This window comes from Micromonospora sp. CNZ295 (assembly GCF_004217535.1).
In genome coordinates, this window is the sequence record NZ_SHKZ01000001.1 from 15,023 (window position 1) to 30,640 (window position 15,618).

At 73.0% G+C, this 15,618-nt stretch carries 13 protein-coding genes; 6 read left to right on the forward strand and 7 right to left on the reverse strand.

Going from position 1 to position 15,618, the window contains the following annotated elements; translation table 11 throughout:
* Nucleotides 1-239: 239 nt before the first annotated feature.
* The 3 genes from EV376_RS00050 (at nucleotide 240) to EV376_RS00060 (ending at nucleotide 5,347) form a co-directional block, all read left to right on the forward strand.
* Nucleotides 240-1,511: a DivIVA domain-containing protein gene (locus EV376_RS00050; protein ID WP_130320118.1), complete on the forward strand. Its 1,272-nt coding sequence runs from the start codon at nucleotides 240-242 to the stop codon at nucleotides 1,509-1,511.
* A gap of 171 nt (nucleotides 1,512-1,682) precedes the next feature.
* Nucleotides 1,683-3,923, forward strand: a complete 2,241-nt coding sequence (locus tag EV376_RS00055; RefSeq protein ID WP_130320119.1) for a hypothetical protein — start codon at nucleotides 1,683-1,685, stop codon at nucleotides 3,921-3,923.
* Between the two features lie 140 nt (nucleotides 3,924-4,063).
* Nucleotides 4,064-5,347 carry an AI-2E family transporter gene (locus EV376_RS00060; protein WP_486482477.1) on the forward strand — a complete coding sequence of 428 codons (1,284 nt, stop codon included), beginning with the start codon at nucleotides 4,064-4,066 and terminating at the stop codon, nucleotides 5,345-5,347.
* A gap of 24 nt (nucleotides 5,348-5,371) precedes the next feature.
* Here EV376_RS00060 and EV376_RS00065 read toward each other — a convergent pair whose 3' ends face one another.
* The 5 genes from EV376_RS00065 to EV376_RS00085 form a co-directional block, all read right to left on the reverse strand.
* Complete coding sequence (locus tag EV376_RS00065) at nucleotides 5,372-6,178, reverse strand: alpha/beta hydrolase family protein (RefSeq protein ID WP_130320120.1); 807 nt, start codon at nucleotides 6,176-6,178, stop codon at nucleotides 5,372-5,374.
* Nucleotides 6,179-6,251: 73 nt separating this feature from the next.
* Nucleotides 6,252-6,578 carry a hypothetical protein gene (locus tag EV376_RS00070; protein WP_486482478.1) on the reverse strand — a complete coding sequence of 109 codons (327 nt, stop codon included), beginning with the start codon at nucleotides 6,576-6,578 and terminating at the stop codon, nucleotides 6,252-6,254.
* Nucleotides 6,579-6,666: 88 nt separating this feature from the next.
* Nucleotides 6,667-8,457 carry a 3-hydroxybutyryl-CoA dehydrogenase gene (locus tag EV376_RS00075; RefSeq protein WP_130320121.1) on the reverse strand — a complete coding sequence of 597 codons (1,791 nt, stop codon included), beginning with the start codon at nucleotides 8,455-8,457 and terminating at the stop codon, nucleotides 6,667-6,669.
* Nucleotides 8,458-8,753: 296 nt separating this feature from the next.
* Complete coding sequence (locus EV376_RS00080; protein WP_207227982.1) at nucleotides 8,754-9,821, reverse strand: alpha/beta fold hydrolase; 1,068 nt, start codon at nucleotides 9,819-9,821, stop codon at nucleotides 8,754-8,756.
* Between the two features lie 213 nt (nucleotides 9,822-10,034).
* The gene (locus EV376_RS00085) at nucleotides 10,035-10,541 is read right to left on the reverse strand and encodes an FHA domain-containing protein (RefSeq protein ID WP_130320123.1); all 507 of its coding nucleotides are present in this window, start codon (nucleotides 10,539-10,541) and stop codon (nucleotides 10,035-10,037) included.
* Between the two features lie 319 nt (nucleotides 10,542-10,860).
* Here EV376_RS00085 and EV376_RS00090 point away from each other — a divergent pair, with 319 nt between their 5' ends.
* Complete coding sequence (locus EV376_RS00090; RefSeq protein ID WP_130320124.1) at nucleotides 10,861-12,357, forward strand: aldehyde dehydrogenase family protein; 1,497 nt, start codon at nucleotides 10,861-10,863, stop codon at nucleotides 12,355-12,357.
* A gap of 17 nt (nucleotides 12,358-12,374) precedes the next feature.
* Here EV376_RS00090 and nucS read toward each other — a convergent pair whose 3' ends face one another.
* On the reverse strand, nucleotides 12,375-13,034 hold the full coding sequence (nucS, locus tag EV376_RS00095) for an endonuclease NucS (protein ID WP_130320125.1): 660 nt from the start codon (nucleotides 13,032-13,034) through the stop codon (nucleotides 12,375-12,377).
* 71 nt (nucleotides 13,035-13,105) lie between these two features.
* Here nucS and EV376_RS00100 point away from each other — a divergent pair, with 71 nt between their 5' ends.
* A complete protein-coding gene (locus EV376_RS00100) occupies nucleotides 13,106-13,723 on the forward strand; it encodes a DUF4126 domain-containing protein (protein ID WP_130320126.1) in 618 nt (205 codons plus the stop codon).
* Between the two features lie 302 nt (nucleotides 13,724-14,025).
* On the opposite strand, the gene EV376_RS00105 is transcribed toward EV376_RS00100, so the two are convergent.
* A complete protein-coding gene (locus tag EV376_RS00105) occupies nucleotides 14,026-14,616 on the reverse strand; it encodes an isopeptide-forming domain-containing protein (RefSeq protein ID WP_130320127.1) in 591 nt (196 codons plus the stop codon).
* 688 nt (nucleotides 14,617-15,304) lie between these two features.
* Between EV376_RS00105 and EV376_RS00110 the strand changes: the two genes are divergently transcribed.
* The gene (locus EV376_RS00110) at nucleotides 15,305-15,604 is read left to right on the forward strand and encodes a DUF1540 domain-containing protein (RefSeq protein ID WP_130320128.1); all 300 of its coding nucleotides are present in this window, start codon (nucleotides 15,305-15,307) and stop codon (nucleotides 15,602-15,604) included.
* The last annotated feature ends 14 nt before the right edge of the window (nucleotides 15,605-15,618 follow it).

Sequence of the window (15,618 nt, forward strand, 5' to 3'; positions counted from 1 at the left end):
ATTGCCTTTCCATCGGGCAGGTCGGGTACCCATTGGAGTGATCCGGGAAAGGGCCGCGGGGGCAGACCCCGCGGCTCTTTTTCCATGCCGCGTCCCGCGCCGCCCGCGGCGTCCGGGAGCTGCCAAGATCGCCATTTGGTCCGGTCTGTGCGACCCCCGGAGTTGACCATGTAATGAGGACACGAAAGGTCGGGGGACGCTCTTGCGAAGGCCCCCGGGGGGTCTGCCAGTATGTCCCAATGCCCCAGCAGCAGTCCTCCCCTCTCGCGTTCTTCGAAAACGCGAACACCCAGCCCGATTTCACCGTCGGCCTGCGCGGGTACAACACCGGCCAGGTCGACGACTTCATCGGCCGGCTCACCGCCAAGCTGACGCAGGCCGAGCAGGCCACCGCCGAGGCCGAGCAGCGGATGAACGACGCGCAGCGCCGGCTCCGCCAGGCCGAGCAGCGCATGAGCACCCTTGAGCAGAAGCTCGCCGAGGCCACCAAGCAGCTCGAGGAGAACAACCGCCCGACGCTCTCCGGCCTGGGCACGCGGGTCGAGCAGATCCTCCGGCTCGCCGAGGAGCAGGCCAACGACCACCGCAACGACGCCAAGCGCGAGTCCGAGGGCATCCTCTCCGCCGCCCGCCTCGAGGCGCGGGAGATCACCGACAAGGCGCGCGCCGAGGCCGCGGCGATGAAGGCGACCGCCGAGCGGGAAGCGGGCAACGTCCGCACGGCCGCCGAGCGGGAGGCGGCCGAGGTCCGCGTCCAGGCCCGCCGGGAGGCCGACACGCTGCGCGCCGACGCGGATCGGGAGACCAAGCAGCTGCGCACCGTCACCGCACACGAGGTGGCCGAGCTGAAGTCCACGGTCGAGCGGGAGGTGGCCACCCTCCGCGCCACCGCCGAGCGGGAGATCACCCAGCAGCGGGCGAAGGCCGCCCGCGAGGCCGAGGAGAAGCGCGCCGAGGCGACCAAGCTCCTCACCGACGCGCGGGACAAGCGCGACAAGGATCTGCAGGCCCTGGAGCTGCAGCTGGCCGAGCGGCGGGAGAAGGCCGAGCGCGAGGAGTCGGAGCGGCACGCCGCCCAGGTCGCGCAGACCCAGAAGCTGGTCAACGAGGCCGAGCAGCGGGCGCGGGCCGCGCAGGAGCGGGCCAAGGAGATCGAGCAGCGGGCCGAGGCTCGCCGGGTCGAGTCCGAGCGCACCGCCAACGAGACGGTCGACAAGGCCAGGGCGCTCGCCGAGAAGACCCTCAACGACGCGAAGGCCGAGGCGCAGCGCGTGCTCACCGAGGCCCGCACGGAGGCCGAGCTGACCACGCAGGCGGCGGCACGCGAGGTCGAGGACCTCACCCGGCAGAAGGACGCGGTGACCGCCCAGCTCGTTCAGATCCGCTCCAGCCTCGCGGGCCTCGCCGGCCTCGTGCCGGGAGTGGCGGACGTGGTCAAGCCGGAGGCCGCGGAGGCGGCGCCGAGCAAGCCGGAGGGCTCCGCGCAGGTCGCCGCCGAGTCGGCCGGCTGAGCCGCCACTCGCACCGGGGCATGGTCCACGGCGCGGGGTGACACCGGGTAGCCGGTGTCACCCCGCGCCGTGCTCGTTTTCCAGCACCCGGAAGACGCCCGGGTCAACCGGCCGGGGATCCGACGCGTCCGTATCGCCCCAGGAGGGCCCGTTGCGTGTGAGGATGGGGGTATGTCGCACGGCGAGGAACTGTTCGCTCTCGGCGGGGACGTGACCACGGAGCCAAGCTTCGAGTCCGCTCTGCGGGGGTACGAGAAACGACAGGTCGACCGGTACGTCGCTCGTGCGGAGCACGAGATCGCCGCCCTGACCGCGGAACGGGAGCAGGCCTACACCCAGATCCACAAGCTGGCCGGCCAGGTGGAGGTGCTCCAGCGGGATCTCGCCCAGGTGCGCAAACAGGTCGGAGTGGTCGACCGCGCGTCCTTCCGCCACCTCGGCCCCCGCGTCGAGCAGATCCTCAGCCTCGCCGAGGAGCAGGCCGAGGACATCCTCGCCGCGGCGAACGAGGAGATCGAGGCACGCCGGGCGACGGCGGAACACATCATCGACGAGGCCCGCGCGGAGGCCGCCAAGGCCCTCAAGGACTTCGAGATCGCGCTGGCGGCCCGGCGCGCCGAGGAGGAGCGGCACACCGCCGCCCGGAAGGCGGAGGCGGACGCCGCGGTCAAGGCGGCGACCGAGGAGGCCGCCCGGCTGCGCAAGACCGCGCAGGAGGCGCTGGCCAAGGCCCAGCAGGAGGCCACCCAGCTCCGCGACACCGCGAAGGAGATCCACACCCGGGCCCAGCAGGAGGCCACGAAGCTGCGCGAGTCGGCCCGCGAGACGCACGCCAAGGCCCAACAGGAGGCCACCGAGCTGCGGGAGGCCGCCAAGGAGGTGCACGCCAAGGCCCAGCAGGAGGCCAAGCGCCTCGTGGAGCAGGCGACCGAGGCGAGCCGCGCCACCCACGCGAAGGCGCAGCAGGAGGCCAAGCAGATCATCGACGACGCCAGCACCGCCGGGCGGGCCACCCGCAACAAGGCGCGGCAGGAGGCCGAGCGGCTCACCGCGCAGGCCGGCGAGGCGGCGAAGCGGCAGCGCGCCGAGACCGAGGCGTACGTCCAGCGGATGCGTACCGAGACCGAGGCGTACGTGCAGCACGCCCGGGCCCAGACGCAGCAGGAGCTGGGTGCCTGGCGGGCCGGTGTCGAGAAGGAGGTCAACAGCCGTCGCGAGGCGGCCGACCGGGAGCTCGCCCAGCGTCGCGCCGCCGCCGACCAGGAGTTCGCCGGCCGCCGGGACGAGCTGGAGAAGCAGTACAAGACGCGGCACGCCGAGCTGACGAAGCAGCACACGGCCCGCCAGCAGGAGCTGGAGACCGGCTTCACGGCCCGGCGCACCGAGTTGGAGTCCGGCTTCGAGACCCGCAGCGCCGAGCTGGAATCGAGCTTCGAGACCCGGCGGGCCCAGTTGGAGTCCGAGTACACCGCGCTGAAGAACGAGATCGAGGGAGCCGCGGCCGAGATCCGCCGGTCCGCCGAGCAGGACGCGCTGACCATGCGCCAGCGGGCGGAGGAGGAGGCGGCGGCCCTGCTGGGCCGCGCCGAGGAGGAGGCCGCCGAGAAGCGCCGCACGGCCGACGAGCACGTCGCGACGTCCCGACGGCAGTTCGAGGAGTACGCCGCCACCACCCAGCAGGCCCTGGCGACCACCCAGCAGCACCTCGCCGCCACCCAGCAGGAGGCGGCCGCCGGCCGCCAGCAGCTCGCCCAGGTGATGCTGGAGATCGCCCAGGCGCAGCAGCAGCTCGCCGACCTGCGGCAGGAGACCTGGCGGTCGCGGCAGGAGTCCGACGAGCTGCAGCGGCAGGTGGCGGAGCTACGGCTGGAGCTGGCGGCCGCACCCGCCCGGCCCACCGGCGTCACGACACCCGACGGCGCCACCGGGTCCTCCGCCGGCCCGGACGGGGCGGCGACGCCCGCCGGTGCCGCGTCGTCCGGCCCGGCCTCCGCCAACGGCAGGGCGCGCTCGGCGGCATCGGCCGTGCCGGCCACCGCCGACTCCGGAGGCGCCGCCGGAGCGGCCGCCGCCGACGGTCGGGCCGGGTCGGCGACGAAGCCGGACGGCGACCGGTCCCGGTCCGGCAAGGTCGCACCGGCGGAGGCCGGCCAGCCGGCGCGGGGCCGCATCGAGCCGGCCGGCGACGATTCGGCCAAGGGCGCGGTGAAGTCGGTGACCACGAAGGACGGTGAGTCCGCCAGCGCCGGGGTGGACGGCGAACCGACCGTCGCCGCCGTGCCGGGCGAGGGCGGCCGGGACGCCGCGGCCACGAAGATCACCAGCACCGGCGAGAACGGCAACCGGCCGGCGAAGCCGACCACCGACGATCGCAGCGCCAAGCCGAGCAAGGTCGTCGTCGAGAAGGACTGACCCGCGCCGTCGGGTGAGCGCCTCGTGGGCGATGCCGCTCGCGAAGGCCGTTCCCGATCGTTACGCTCCCGGTTGGACCCGCGATCGCGGGCCGGTGTCGGGCTTCGGCGGTCGCCGGAGCGTGATCCGCAGGAGGTCCGGTGGCGGGACGCGACCCGGAGCCACGCGAGTCGGCAGACCAGCCCGAACGCCGGCCACCGGCGGACGCCGCCCCCAGCCCGGAGCGGCCCGCCGCGCAGGCCGCCGAAGGCCCGCCGGTTGAGGACCGGGACGCGCCACGCGAGGACGCCTCGGACCGGGCCGCCCCCGAGCAGCCGGCCGGCCGGGCGGCGACGGACCGGCCGGCCGGTCCCGGCGGCCCACCGGACAACGGGTCGGGGCGGTTCGGCGTACCCGGGCGGCCGTTGCGGCGCAGCAGCTTCCTGATCGGGTTCACCGGCGGTCTGGGCGCGCTGACCGCGTACGCGTTCTTCCTGGGCCTGCGGAACGCCACCGGGATCCTCGTCCTCGTGGTGATCGCGCTGTTCCTCGCCGTCGGGCTCTACCCGGCCGTGGCGCGGCTACGGCGGCTCGGGCTGCCGCACGGCCTGGCGGTGACGGTCGTGGCGCTGACCCTCCTGCTGCTGCTGTGCGGCGGCGTGGTCGCCCTGCTGCCCCCGATCGTCACGCAGTCCGGCCAGTTCATCGAGCAGCTGCCGAACTATGTGGAGTCGTTGCGGCGCAACGAGACGATCAACGACCTCGTCGAGCGGTACGACGTGATGCAGCGCGTGCAGAACGCGGCGAACGCCGACACGATCGGCCGCGCCCTCGGCGGGGTGCTCGGCGGCGCCCAGCTCATCTTCGGCACCGTCTTCCGTACGCTGACCGTGCTGGTGCTCACCATCTACTTCCTGGCCTACTTCAACCGGCTGCGGTCCCTCGGGTACGCGCTCGTCCCCCGGTCCCGGCGGCAGCGGGTCCAGCTCATCGGCGACGAGATCATCGCCAAGGTCGGCGCGTACATGGTCGGCGCGCTGACCATCGCGGTGCTCGCCGGCACGACCACGTTCGTGTTCGCGTTGATCGCCGGGCTGCCGTACCCGTTCGCGCTCGCCGTCGTGGTCGCGGTGACCGACCTGATCCCGCAGATCGGCGCCACCCTCGGTGCGGTGATCGTGAGCCTCGTCGGCTTCGCCACCGACCTCCCGGTGGGCATCGCCTGCGTGCTGTTCTTCCTGATCTACCAGCAGCTGGAGAACTACCTGATCTACCCGAAGATCATGCGCCGGTCGGTCAAGGTGAACGAGGTGGCCGCCCTGGTCGCCGCGCTGCTCGGCGTCGCGCTGGTCGGCGTCATCGGGGCGCTCGTCGCGATCCCCACGGTCGCCGCGATCCAGCTGATCCTGCGCGAGGTGGTGCTGCCCCGGCAGGACCGGCGCTGAACCGTCGAGGACCGGCGGTGGGGGTCAGTCGTTGTCGGTCTGCGGTCCGGGCACCGGGCGGTCGGCGAAGGCCGCCACCGTGCGGTCGGCGTACGCGCTCACGTCACCGGTCTCCATCGGGCCGTCCCAGGTCGTCGGCAGCGGCACCGGGACGGCCGGGTTGACCCGCTTGACGATCTCGTCGAGCACGGTCTCGGCGTCGCCGACCCACAGGTGCTTCGCGCCGGGCACCCCGACCACCTCCGCCTGCGGGATCGCGGCGAACCGCTCCCGCGCCTCGTCGGGCCGCAGGTAGTCGTCGAACTCCGGCACCAGGGCGGTCACCGGCCGGCCGGAGGACGCCCATTGCGCCAGGTCGTCCGCGGTGGAGAAGCGCAGCGGCGGGGAGAGCAGGATCGCCCCGTCCACCGCCGGGTCGCAGCCGTACTTCAGGACCAGGTCGGTGCCGAACGACCACCCCAGCAGCCAGATGTCCGGCAGCTCGTGGAACTCCGCGTACTCGATGGCGGCGGCGACGTCGTACCGCTCGCCGACCGCGTTGTCGAAGGAGCCCTCGCTGGTGCCGCGCACGCTGGTGGTGCCCCGGGTGTTGAAGCGCAGCACCGCCAGGTCGGCCAGGGCCGGCAGGCGCCAGGCGGCCTTGCGGAAGACGTGGCTGTCCATCATCCCGCCGTGGGTGGGCAGCGGGTGCAGGCAGACGAGCGTGGCCACCGGCTCCCGGTCGGCCGGGCGGGCCAGCTCGCCGACCAGGCGCAGCCCGTCGGCGGTGTGCAGCTCGATGTCCTCGCGGCGGCCGGGCAGGATCGACGAGGCGCGGATGGGAGTGCTCACCCGACCAGTCTCCCGCGCCGGCGGCCGGGCCGCCCGCCGGGGCGCAAACACGGTGATCCAGATCGCCCCGGGCTCAGCCGTGCCGGGGCGCGCCGCGGCCGCGCTGCACGATCGGCGCCCGCCGCTCCCGGGCCCGCCAGCAGCCGCTGTGCCAGTGCCGGCGGTCGGTCAGGTCGCCCCAGCCGTCCGCCGGCCAGGCCACCACGTGCGCCACGCCGGGCCGGATCTCCTGGTCGCAGCCGGGACAGCGGTACGTCTTGACCGACGCCCCGCCGCTGATCCCACGGACCTGCCAGTCGCCGTCACGCCACTGCTGCACCGAGGCGACGCCCTGCCGGGCCCGCTCGGTGTCCAGGTGCGGCGTCTCCTCACGGCGGGACCGGTTGCGACGGGGACTCACGCTTTCCAGCGTACGGCCGCGCCGGCGGTACCGACCGGCCGGCCGGCGGGGACGGGCGCGGCGCCCGCCCGACGGCGGCCGGCCCCGGTCAGCGGCGGGTGTGGTCGCGGAAGCCGCGACCCGTCTTGCGGCCCAGGTAGCCGGCCGTGACCAGGTGCTCCAGCAGCGGGGCCGGCGCGAAACCGGGCTCGCGCAGCTCCAGGTACAGCTCGCGCTGGATGGCCAGCGACACGTCCAGGCCGACCACGTCGAGCAACTCGAACGGGCCCATCGGGTACCCGCAGCCCAACTTCATCGCGTGGTCGATGTCGTCGGCGGTCGAGTAGCTGGCCTCCAGCATCTTCACCGCGTCGTTCAGGTACGGGAAGAGCAGCGCGTTGACGATGAAACCCGAGCGGTCGCCGCAGACCACGCCGGTCTTGCCCAGCCTCGCGCAGACCGCCCTCGCGGTGGCGGTGGTCTCCGCCGAGGTGCGGATCGTCTGCACGATCTCGACCAGCGGCATGATCGGCGCGGGGTTGAAGAAGTGCAGGCCCACCACGTCGGCGGGGCGCTGGGTGGCCATCGCCACGTCGATCACCGGAAGCGACGAGGTGGTGGTGGCGAGCACCACCCCCGGCTTGCAGATCTCGTCGAGGCTCGCGAACAGCGCCTTCTTGACGCTCAACTCCTCGACGACCGCCTCGACCACGAGATCCACGTCGGCGAGGTGCTCCAGCGTCGCGGACCAGGTGATCCGGCCCAGGGCGGCGTCCCGGTCGGCCTCGCTCAGCTTGCCGCGCACGACGCCCTTGTTCAGCGAGGTCTTGACCGCCTCGAAGACCTTCGCGGACTTCTCGGCGCCCCGGGTCACCGAGACCACCTCGTACCCGGCCTTGGCGAACACCTCGATGATGCCGGTGGCCATGGTCCCCGAGCCGACCACGCCGACCTTGGCCGGCCCGCGGGCGCCGTCGGCGAGCGCCGACTCCGTGCCCACCGGCGTCTGCTCGTCCGGTACGACCACCGGCGAACCGGGCCGCTCGTAGGTGTAGAAGCCACGCCCGGACTTCCGCCCGAGCAACCCGGCGGTGACCATCTGCTTGATCAGCGGCACCGGGGCGTGCCGGCGGTCCCGGCCACCGCGCCGGTACATCGTGTCCAGGATCTCGTACGCGGTGTCCAGACCGATGAGGTCCATCAGCGCGAGCGGGCCCATCGGAAGGCCGCAGCCCAGCTTCATCGCCGCGTCGATGTCCTCGCGGGTGGCGTACCGCGACTCGAGCATGCCGACCGCGTGGTTGAGGTAGCCGAAGAGCAGCGCGTTGGCGATGAAGCCGGCCCGGTCGCTGATCGTCACGTCGACCTTGCCCAGCCGCTCGCAGAGCGCCTCCACGTCGGCGACCACCTCCGGCGAGGTGACCACGGTGCGGACGATCTCCACCAGCTTCATCACCGGCGCCGGGTTGAAGAAGTGGATGCCGATGACCTGGTTCGGACGGGTGGTGGCCACCGAGATCTCGGTGACCGAGAGCGACGAGGTGTTGGTGGCGAGGATCGCCTCCGGCTTGCAGACCCGGTCCAGCTCGGCGAAGATCCGCTGCTTCAGGTCGAGGTGCTCGGGGACCGCCTCGATCACCAGGTCCACGGAGTGCAGCGCGTCCAGCCCGACCTGCCAGTCGACCCGGGCCAGCAGGGCGTCCCGGTCGGCCGCCGCGAGCTTGCCCTTGGCCACCGCCCGGTCGGTCGAGCCGGTCAGCGTGGTCCGGCCGCGCTCCAGGGCCGGGTCGGAGATCTCGACCGCGACGACGTCGATGCCGTTGCGGGCGAACACCTCGACGATGCCGGCACCCATGGTGCCCAGACCCACCACACCCACACTGGTGAACTCGCGCGCCACGACCGGCCTCCCCTGGTTCGCTCCGCGCAGCCGGCATGAACGGCCGCTAAGGTTATGCGCGCGAGTCTGCCACGTGACGCATGGTTGTCGAGGCGCCGTGGGATATTTCACGGCTCGCCGCCATCGATGGACCGCCGCCCCGGCGGGCCCCGGTGTCGGCCCGCGCGGGCGGGGTGCCGGATCAGCCGCGTGGGCCCGGTCGCCGCGTCACGTCAGCGGCGCGGACCGGGTCGCCGCGTCACGCGGTGCGGCCCCGCTCGCCGCGTCAGCGGCGCGGACCGAGTCGCCGCGTCGCGTCAGCGGTGCGGGCCGACCAGGGCGAGGAGTTCGGCGGCGAACTCGGCCGGCCGCTCGATGTGCGGGCTGTGGCCGCAGCCCGGGAGCACCACCTCCCGGTACGACCCACCCGCCGCCGCGTAGCGCTCCAGCACCGCCCGGGTCTGCCCGACCATCGGCTGCGGCGGGCACTCCCCCTCCCCCGGCCAGCCGGGCACCACGCCCAACGACCCCAGGTACGCCAGGTCGAACAGCGAGGTGTCGGAGACGATCACGTCGGCGTCGCCGCGTACCCAGGTGACCGGTGGCTTGGCCGGCACGGCGAGCAGGTCCTCGGCGATCCGGAAGTGGGTCGGCGCGAGGGCGTTCAGCACTCCCCGCTCGCCGGGGGCGGTCCCCGGCCAGTTGGCGGACGGCTCGGCCGTTCCCGGGTAGTTGTCCTCGCCGGTCGCGGTGGACAGGACGGTGTCCAGCAGCAGTTCCTCGTCGTCGCCGAGCGCCGCCGGATCGGCGACGTAAGCGCTGCGCAGGACGGCCCGCGGGCTCGTCGGCCCGTCGGCACCGCGGTCCTGGGCGGCCAGCCGCCGGACGAAGTCCGCGTTCGCGGTTCCGGCCCCGGTGCCCGCGAAGTCCGGCGTGGTCGGGGTGCCGTCCGGGCCCCGCGTCCCCCCGAAGCCGTACGGCGAGACGGGCGCCTCCAGCAGCAGTCCGGCCACCCGGTCGGGGTGGTCGACCAGGAGCCGCATCGCCACGCCGCCACCGAGCGAGTGGCCGACGACCACCGGCCGGGCGCCGGCCGGGAGGAGCGACTCCAGGTCGAGCAGGGCGGCGACGTCGTCGGCGAAGTCGGCCAGGCCGCGCGTCGCGTCGACCGGCGCGGTCTCCGTCTCCCCGTAGCCGCGCAGGTCCGGCGCGATCACCCGCAGGTGGTCCGGCAGCCGCCGGACCAGCGGCTCCCAGAACAGGGCCGACGAGCAGTTGCCGTGGATCAGCAGCACCGGCAGGCCGTCCGGCGGCCCGGCCACCCGCACCGACTGGGAGATCCCGTTGGCGGACACGACCTGCTGCTGAGTCTCCATCCGCGGCATGTTGCCAGGCCACCCGCGACCCGTCCATGGCGCCCGCCGACATGAGTCGACCACCCCGCGTGTGCGTCACACCCGGGGTGCTGGCGGCGATGCCCGGCCGGACCACGCTGGACAAAATCCGCCCGCCGCGGCTCCGCGGCCGGGCCCGGAGGGCGCCGGCCGGCCCGGCGACCGAGTCAGGCCGAAACGGCATCCGCCGGCCCGGCGACCGAGTCAGGCCGGAACGGCATCCGCCGGCGCGGCGGCCGGTTCCGCGACGGCCGACAGCGCCCGCTCGGCGGCCGGAGGGCCCGCCTCGACGGCGGCCGGCGCGGCCCGCTCCGGGGTGGCGATCGGCAGCGGCAGGGTCGGCCGCTGGTCCCGCCGGCCCAGGCCGAAGGTCAGCCCGACCGGATCGGTACGGGCCACGCCCGGGTCGTACACCCGCAGTTCCGTACGGCCGATCCGGATCACGTCACCGTCGGCGAGCCGCGCCATCCCGCTGATCCGCCGGTCGTTGAGCCAGGTGCCGTTCGTCGAGCCCAGGTCGAGCACCGACGGGCCCTCCGGATCCAGCCACAGCTCGACGTGCCGGCGGCTCAGGTGCGGGTCGGCCACGACGACGTCCGCCGTCGGCGCCCGCCCGACCACGAGCCGGTTCGGCCCGAGCCGGAAGCTCATCCCCCGCATCGGCCCACCGGCCACCGTCACCAACGGCAGAAACTCCGGATGCTCCTCCATGGACAGTCCGCCCCTCCACCCCGCGGTCACCCCGTGCGTCAGCCTGCCATCAGACGGTAGTTGTCTTCACCGCCCGGCCGGACATCTCCCCTCGCCAGCCGGACACCTTCCGTTCAGTGTTTCGTCGTCCGGTGCCCGGTATCAGGGGATGTGCCCCCACCCTACGTACTCCCTGCCCGATGACACGGCTTGCGGCGCCGCCGTGTTCAACGCCGCCGCGCCGATCAGGCGGCACGGCCGGAAGCGGCACCGGGCCGGGTCCGAGCGGCAGCCTCGCGCGCCCCTACCGGCGAGTAATTCTCGGGTCTAGACTTCCGCCATGACGGCTGTGCATGTGCCGGGCACCCCGGTGATCGAGGATGGTCGGCTCGTGTCGACGAGCCCGGCGACCGGCGCGGAGGCCGGGCGGCTGCCGGTCGCGACCCCCGCCGACGTCGAGGCGGCCGTGGTGCGGGCCCGCGCCGCCGCCGGCTGGTGGGCCGGTCTTGGCTTCGGCGGCCGGCGGGAACGGCTGCTGCGCTGGCGGGCCCTGCTGGCGAAGCGGATCGAGGAGCTCGCCGAGCTGGTACACCTCGAGGGCGGCAAGCCGGTCGCCGACGCCGTCGTCGAGGTGGTCACCGCCGTCGAGCACGTCGACTGGGCTGCCCGCAACGCGCGGCGGGTGCTCGGCCCGCGCCGGGTGCGTTCCCGGCTCGTGCTGGCGGAGTTCTCCGCCCACCTGGAGTACCAGCCGTTCGGGGTCATCGGCGTCATCGGCCCGTGGAACTACCCCGTCTTCACCCCGATCGGCTCCACCGCGTACGCCCTGGCCGCCGGCAACACCGTGGTGTTCAAGCCCAGCGAGTACACGCCGGCCGTCGGCCAGTGGCTGGTCGACACGTTCGCCGAGGTCGTCGGCGAACAGCCGGTGTTCAGCGCGGTGCACGGTCTCGGCGACGTCGGGGCGGCGCTCTGCCGGTCCGGCGTCGACAAGGTGGCCTTCACCGGCTCGACGGCGACCGCCCGGCGGGTGATGACCGCCTGCGCCGAGTCGCTGACCCCCGTCCTCATCGAGGCCGGCGGCAAGGACGCGATGATCGTCGACGCCGACGCCAACCTGGACGCCGCCGCCGACGCCGCCGTCTGGGGCGGGCTCACCAACGCCGGCCAGACCTGCATCGGCATCGAGCGGGTGTACGCCGTCGAGCCGGTCTTCGACGCCTTCGTCGACAAGGTGGTCCAGCGGGCCGGCCGGCTCACCGTCGGCGCCGACGGCACCGACATCGGCCCGATCACCATGCCGAGCCAGCTCGACGTCATCCGCCGGCACATCGACGACGCGCTGTCCCGGGGCGGTCGTGCGGTGCTGGGCGGCGCCGACGCGGTCCAGCCGCCGTACGTGCACCCAACCGTGCTGGTGGACGTCCCCGAGGACTCGATCGCCGTACGCGAGGAGACCTTCGGCCCCACCCTGACCATCAACCGGGTCCGCGACACCGACGAGGCCGTCGCCCGAGCCAACGCCCTGCCGTACGGCCTGGGCGGCTCGGTCTTCGGCCGGCGTCGGGCCGTGGCGGTCGCGGCGCGCCTGCGCTCCGGGATGGCCTCGGTGAACTCGGCCCTGACCTTCGCCGGAATGTCCACCCTGCCGTTCGGGGGTGTCGGCGAGTCCGGCTTCGGGCGGATCCACGGCGAGGACGGGCTGCGCGAGTTCGCCCGCGCCAAGGCCGTCACCCGCCGCCGGGCCCGGTCGCTGCTGCCCGCGATGACCTTCGACCGCACGCCGGCCGACGTCGCCCGGCTGGTCAAGGTCGTCAAGATGATGTACGGCCGTTGACGCGCCGGCCGGGCCGATCAGAACAAGGTCAGCTCGTCGCGCTCGATGCCGCGCAGCTTGTCGTAGTCGACCACCACACAGCGGATCCCCCGGTCCGTGGCGAGCACCCGGGCCTGCGGCTTGATCTCCTGCGCCGCGAAGACACCGCTGACCGGGGCGAGCAGGGGATCCCGGTTCATCAGCTCCAGGTAACGGGTCAGCTGCTCCACACCGTCGATCTCGCCGCGCCGCTTCACCTCGACCGCGACGGCCGCGTTGTTCGCGTCCCGGCAGAGCAGGTCGACCGGGCCGATCGCCGTCATGTACTCCCGGCGGACCAGCGTGAAACCCTCGCCCAGCGTCTCCGGGTTGGCCGCGAGCAACTCCTGGAGATGCGCCTCCACCCCGTCCTTGCGCAGCCCCGGGTCGACACCCAGGTCGTACGACGTGTCCTGGAAGATCTCCTCGAGGGTGATGCGCAGCTCCTCGCCGGCCTTGTTGACCACCCGCCACACCCCCGGTGCCTCCTCCAGCCGGCAGGGCGGGCTCATCCAGTTCAGCGGCTTGTACGCCCGGTCGTCCGCGTGGATCGACACCGACCCGTCCGCCTTCACCATCAGCAACCGCGTGGCCAGCGGCAGGTGGGCCGAGAGCCGTCCGACGTAGTCCACCGAGCACTTCGCAATCACCAACCGCACCCGACGAGGGTAGCGGAGGGGCGGTCAGGTGCCGCCGAGCGCCACTGGCGCGCCGGTGCGATGCTGAGACGGTGCTCGAAGTGCTCACCGGTACGGGCCTCGCCGCCTCGGCGGGCCTGAACGCGTACATCCCGCTGCTCACCATGGGCCTGCTCGCCCGCTACAGCGACGTCATCGACCTGCCGTCGGGCTGGCAGTGGCTCGGAAACGGCTGGGTGCTGACCATCCTGGCCGTACTGCTCGCCGTCGAGGTGGTCGCCGACAAGGTCCCGGTGGTCGACCACGTCAACGACGTGGTGCAGACCGTGGTCCGGCCGACCGCGGGCGGGCTCGCCTTCGGCGCCGGCGCGACCTCGGAGACGGTCACGGTGAGCGACCCGGGCAGCTTCTTCTCCTCGAACCAGTGGATCCCCGTGGTGACCGGCGTACTGATCGCGCTGGGCGTGCACCTGCTCAAGGCGGCGGCCCGGCCCGTCGTCAACGCGACCACGGCCGGGTTCGGCGCGCCGGTCGCGAGCACGGCCGAGGACGCCACCAGCGTGGTGATGTCGGTGGTCGCGATCCTGTTGCCGGTCCTGGTGCTGGCGTTCCTGCTCGGTCTGGTGCTCTTCGTCGTCTGGTTCGTCCGCCGCCGCGCCGACCGTCGCCGTGAGCGCGCTGCCGCTCGGGCCGCGGGCTTCCGCGTCTGAACCGCGCCGGGCCGGCTCCCTTGCGGGGGTCGGCTCGCCTGGCTTCGGCGCGGTTGCTTCCGGCCCGCGTGGGTTGCGGTTGGGGGCGTGCCTGCCGTGCCTGGCTTCGTGCTGGTCGCGGTTGCGGGGTCGGGTGTGCTGTCCCTCGGGGGTCGGTCGGGCCTGCCGACGGTCGGGCCGGCCGGGCCGGGTTGCCGGTCGGGCCGGTCGGTCGGTGGGGACGCCGCTGGCCGGCACCCGGGTGTCGGGTGCCGGCCAGCGACTTCATTTCCCCCTGTGAGGAAGGTCTGCGGTTGTGTGGGTCAGTTCCAGTGCTTGGCGACCAGGTCGGCGGCCTGCTGTTCCCACTGGGCGTAGTGGTCCGGGTAGGCCGAGACCTGCACGGTCTGGGCGGCCTTGGTCAGCGGCATGTCCTGCCAGCCGTCGACCTGCTGGAGGCCCTTGAGGAACGCCATGGTCGAGTACTCGGGGTCGGTGATCTGCTCCACCGTGCCCCACCCGCTGGACGGGCGCTGCTGGAACAGGCCCTGCGAGTCGTGGTCGTTGCGCTCACCCAGGTGACCCAGGTTCTCCAGCTTCGACTCCTGCAGCGCGGTGGCGATCGCGACCACGGCGGCCCGCTCGTCCATGCCGGACTTCTTCGTCGCCGCGATGATCGCCTTCACATTCGCGGTCTGCTCATCGGACAGGTCGATGCGCGACTGCTTGCCCTGCACACCGTGCGGGATCAGCTTGCCCGCATCGGGCTTGTCAGCCCGCACCACAGCGGCAGCGGCGGTGGGGGTGGTTTCGAGGGTCGGGGCGGCGTGCGCGGCGACCGGGCCACCGACCAGACCACCAGCAAACGCCAGACCAGCAATACCCAGAACGCTCTTACGCATGATCGTGTTCATGATGAAGCTCCATTCGGGGGTCGGCACCACCAGCCCAAAAGGGGGGGACGGGCGTAGGCGGTGCAAGCACCATCCGAGGCGCTCAAAGACTTGGGGGAAAGAACCACCGGCATCCGAGGGGGCGGGGGGATGGCCCCTTCACGGTGCCGGGTCCAGGTGTAACGACCGACCGGCCACCAACATTCCGGCGACCACTGGGCCAACCAGGATCCGGCTGACACCAGAGGCAACCCACACCACCAGGGGCGGGGCTCGGTTGCGGTGCCACAGCCGGGCGATCGTGCCGTAGCCGGGCGATGACGTAAACGAGTCAGGTCCACAGCCGCCGACCCGGGCCCATCAGAACCTGCCCGGCCCGCCGGCCCTGCTCGATCGTCCAGTGGATGTAACGACCCCGAGCCCGCGACCATTCCGCCCCCACGATGCCCCCGACCACACCCCCAAACCCGACACCCCGACACAGAAGAGGACATCCGATCCGGACACCCGACACACACTGCACAACCCGCGAGCAGTGCCCCAGAAGACCCCCGGGCCCCGCCGGGTCACGCTGACGGCCCGAAGCCGGACACGGCGGGCCACCCGCCAACCGCAACCACCGAGCCAGAGCCGCAACCACCGAACTTATTCAAAGCCGCCAACCCTCCCAAAAGCCTAGAATCGGACCAGGACTCACGAGGAGGTTGGCATGACCGCAGCGATGGAGATGCCCCGCGTCCAGGAGTGCGTGGTGACTGCGTGCGGGTACAACCACACCGGCGACTGCCACGCCTTCGCCATCACGATCGGCAGCAGGGATCACGCCCACTGCCACACGTTCATCGAACTGCCGACGGTGCGGGCTGGGGTGGACGGGCTGATCGCGCAGGTGGGTGCCTGCCAGCGGGCGGACTGCCAGCACAACGACCAGCTGGAGTGCCACGCGCCGGGCATCAAGGTCGGGCCGGACAACGACATGGCCGACTGCCTCACGTACGTCAGCCGCTGACCGGCCGCGTCCGG

Excerpts from the sequence above, each read along its gene's own strand:
- EV376_RS00050 (WP_130320118.1), top strand. The coding sequence starts at position 240 with ATGCCCCAGCAGCAGTCCTCCCCTCTCGCGTTCTTCGAAAACGCGAAC.
- EV376_RS00055 (WP_130320119.1), top strand. The coding sequence starts at position 1,683 with ATGTCGCACGGCGAGGAACTGTTCGCTCTCGGCGGGGACGTGACCACG.
- EV376_RS00080 (WP_207227982.1), bottom strand. The coding sequence starts at position 9,821 with ATGCCGCGGATGGAGACTCAGCAGCAGGTCGTGTCCGCCAACGGGATC.
- EV376_RS00085 (WP_130320123.1), bottom strand. The coding sequence starts at position 10,541 with ATGGAGGAGCATCCGGAGTTTCTGCCGTTGGTGACGGTGGCCGGTGGG.
- EV376_RS00090 (WP_130320124.1), top strand. The coding sequence starts at position 10,861 with ATGACGGCTGTGCATGTGCCGGGCACCCCGGTGATCGAGGATGGTCGG.
- EV376_RS00105 (WP_130320127.1), bottom strand. The coding sequence starts at position 14,616 with ATGAACACGATCATGCGTAAGAGCGTTCTGGGTATTGCTGGTCTGGCG.
- EV376_RS00110 (WP_130320128.1), top strand. The coding sequence starts at position 15,305 with ATGACCGCAGCGATGGAGATGCCCCGCGTCCAGGAGTGCGTGGTGACT.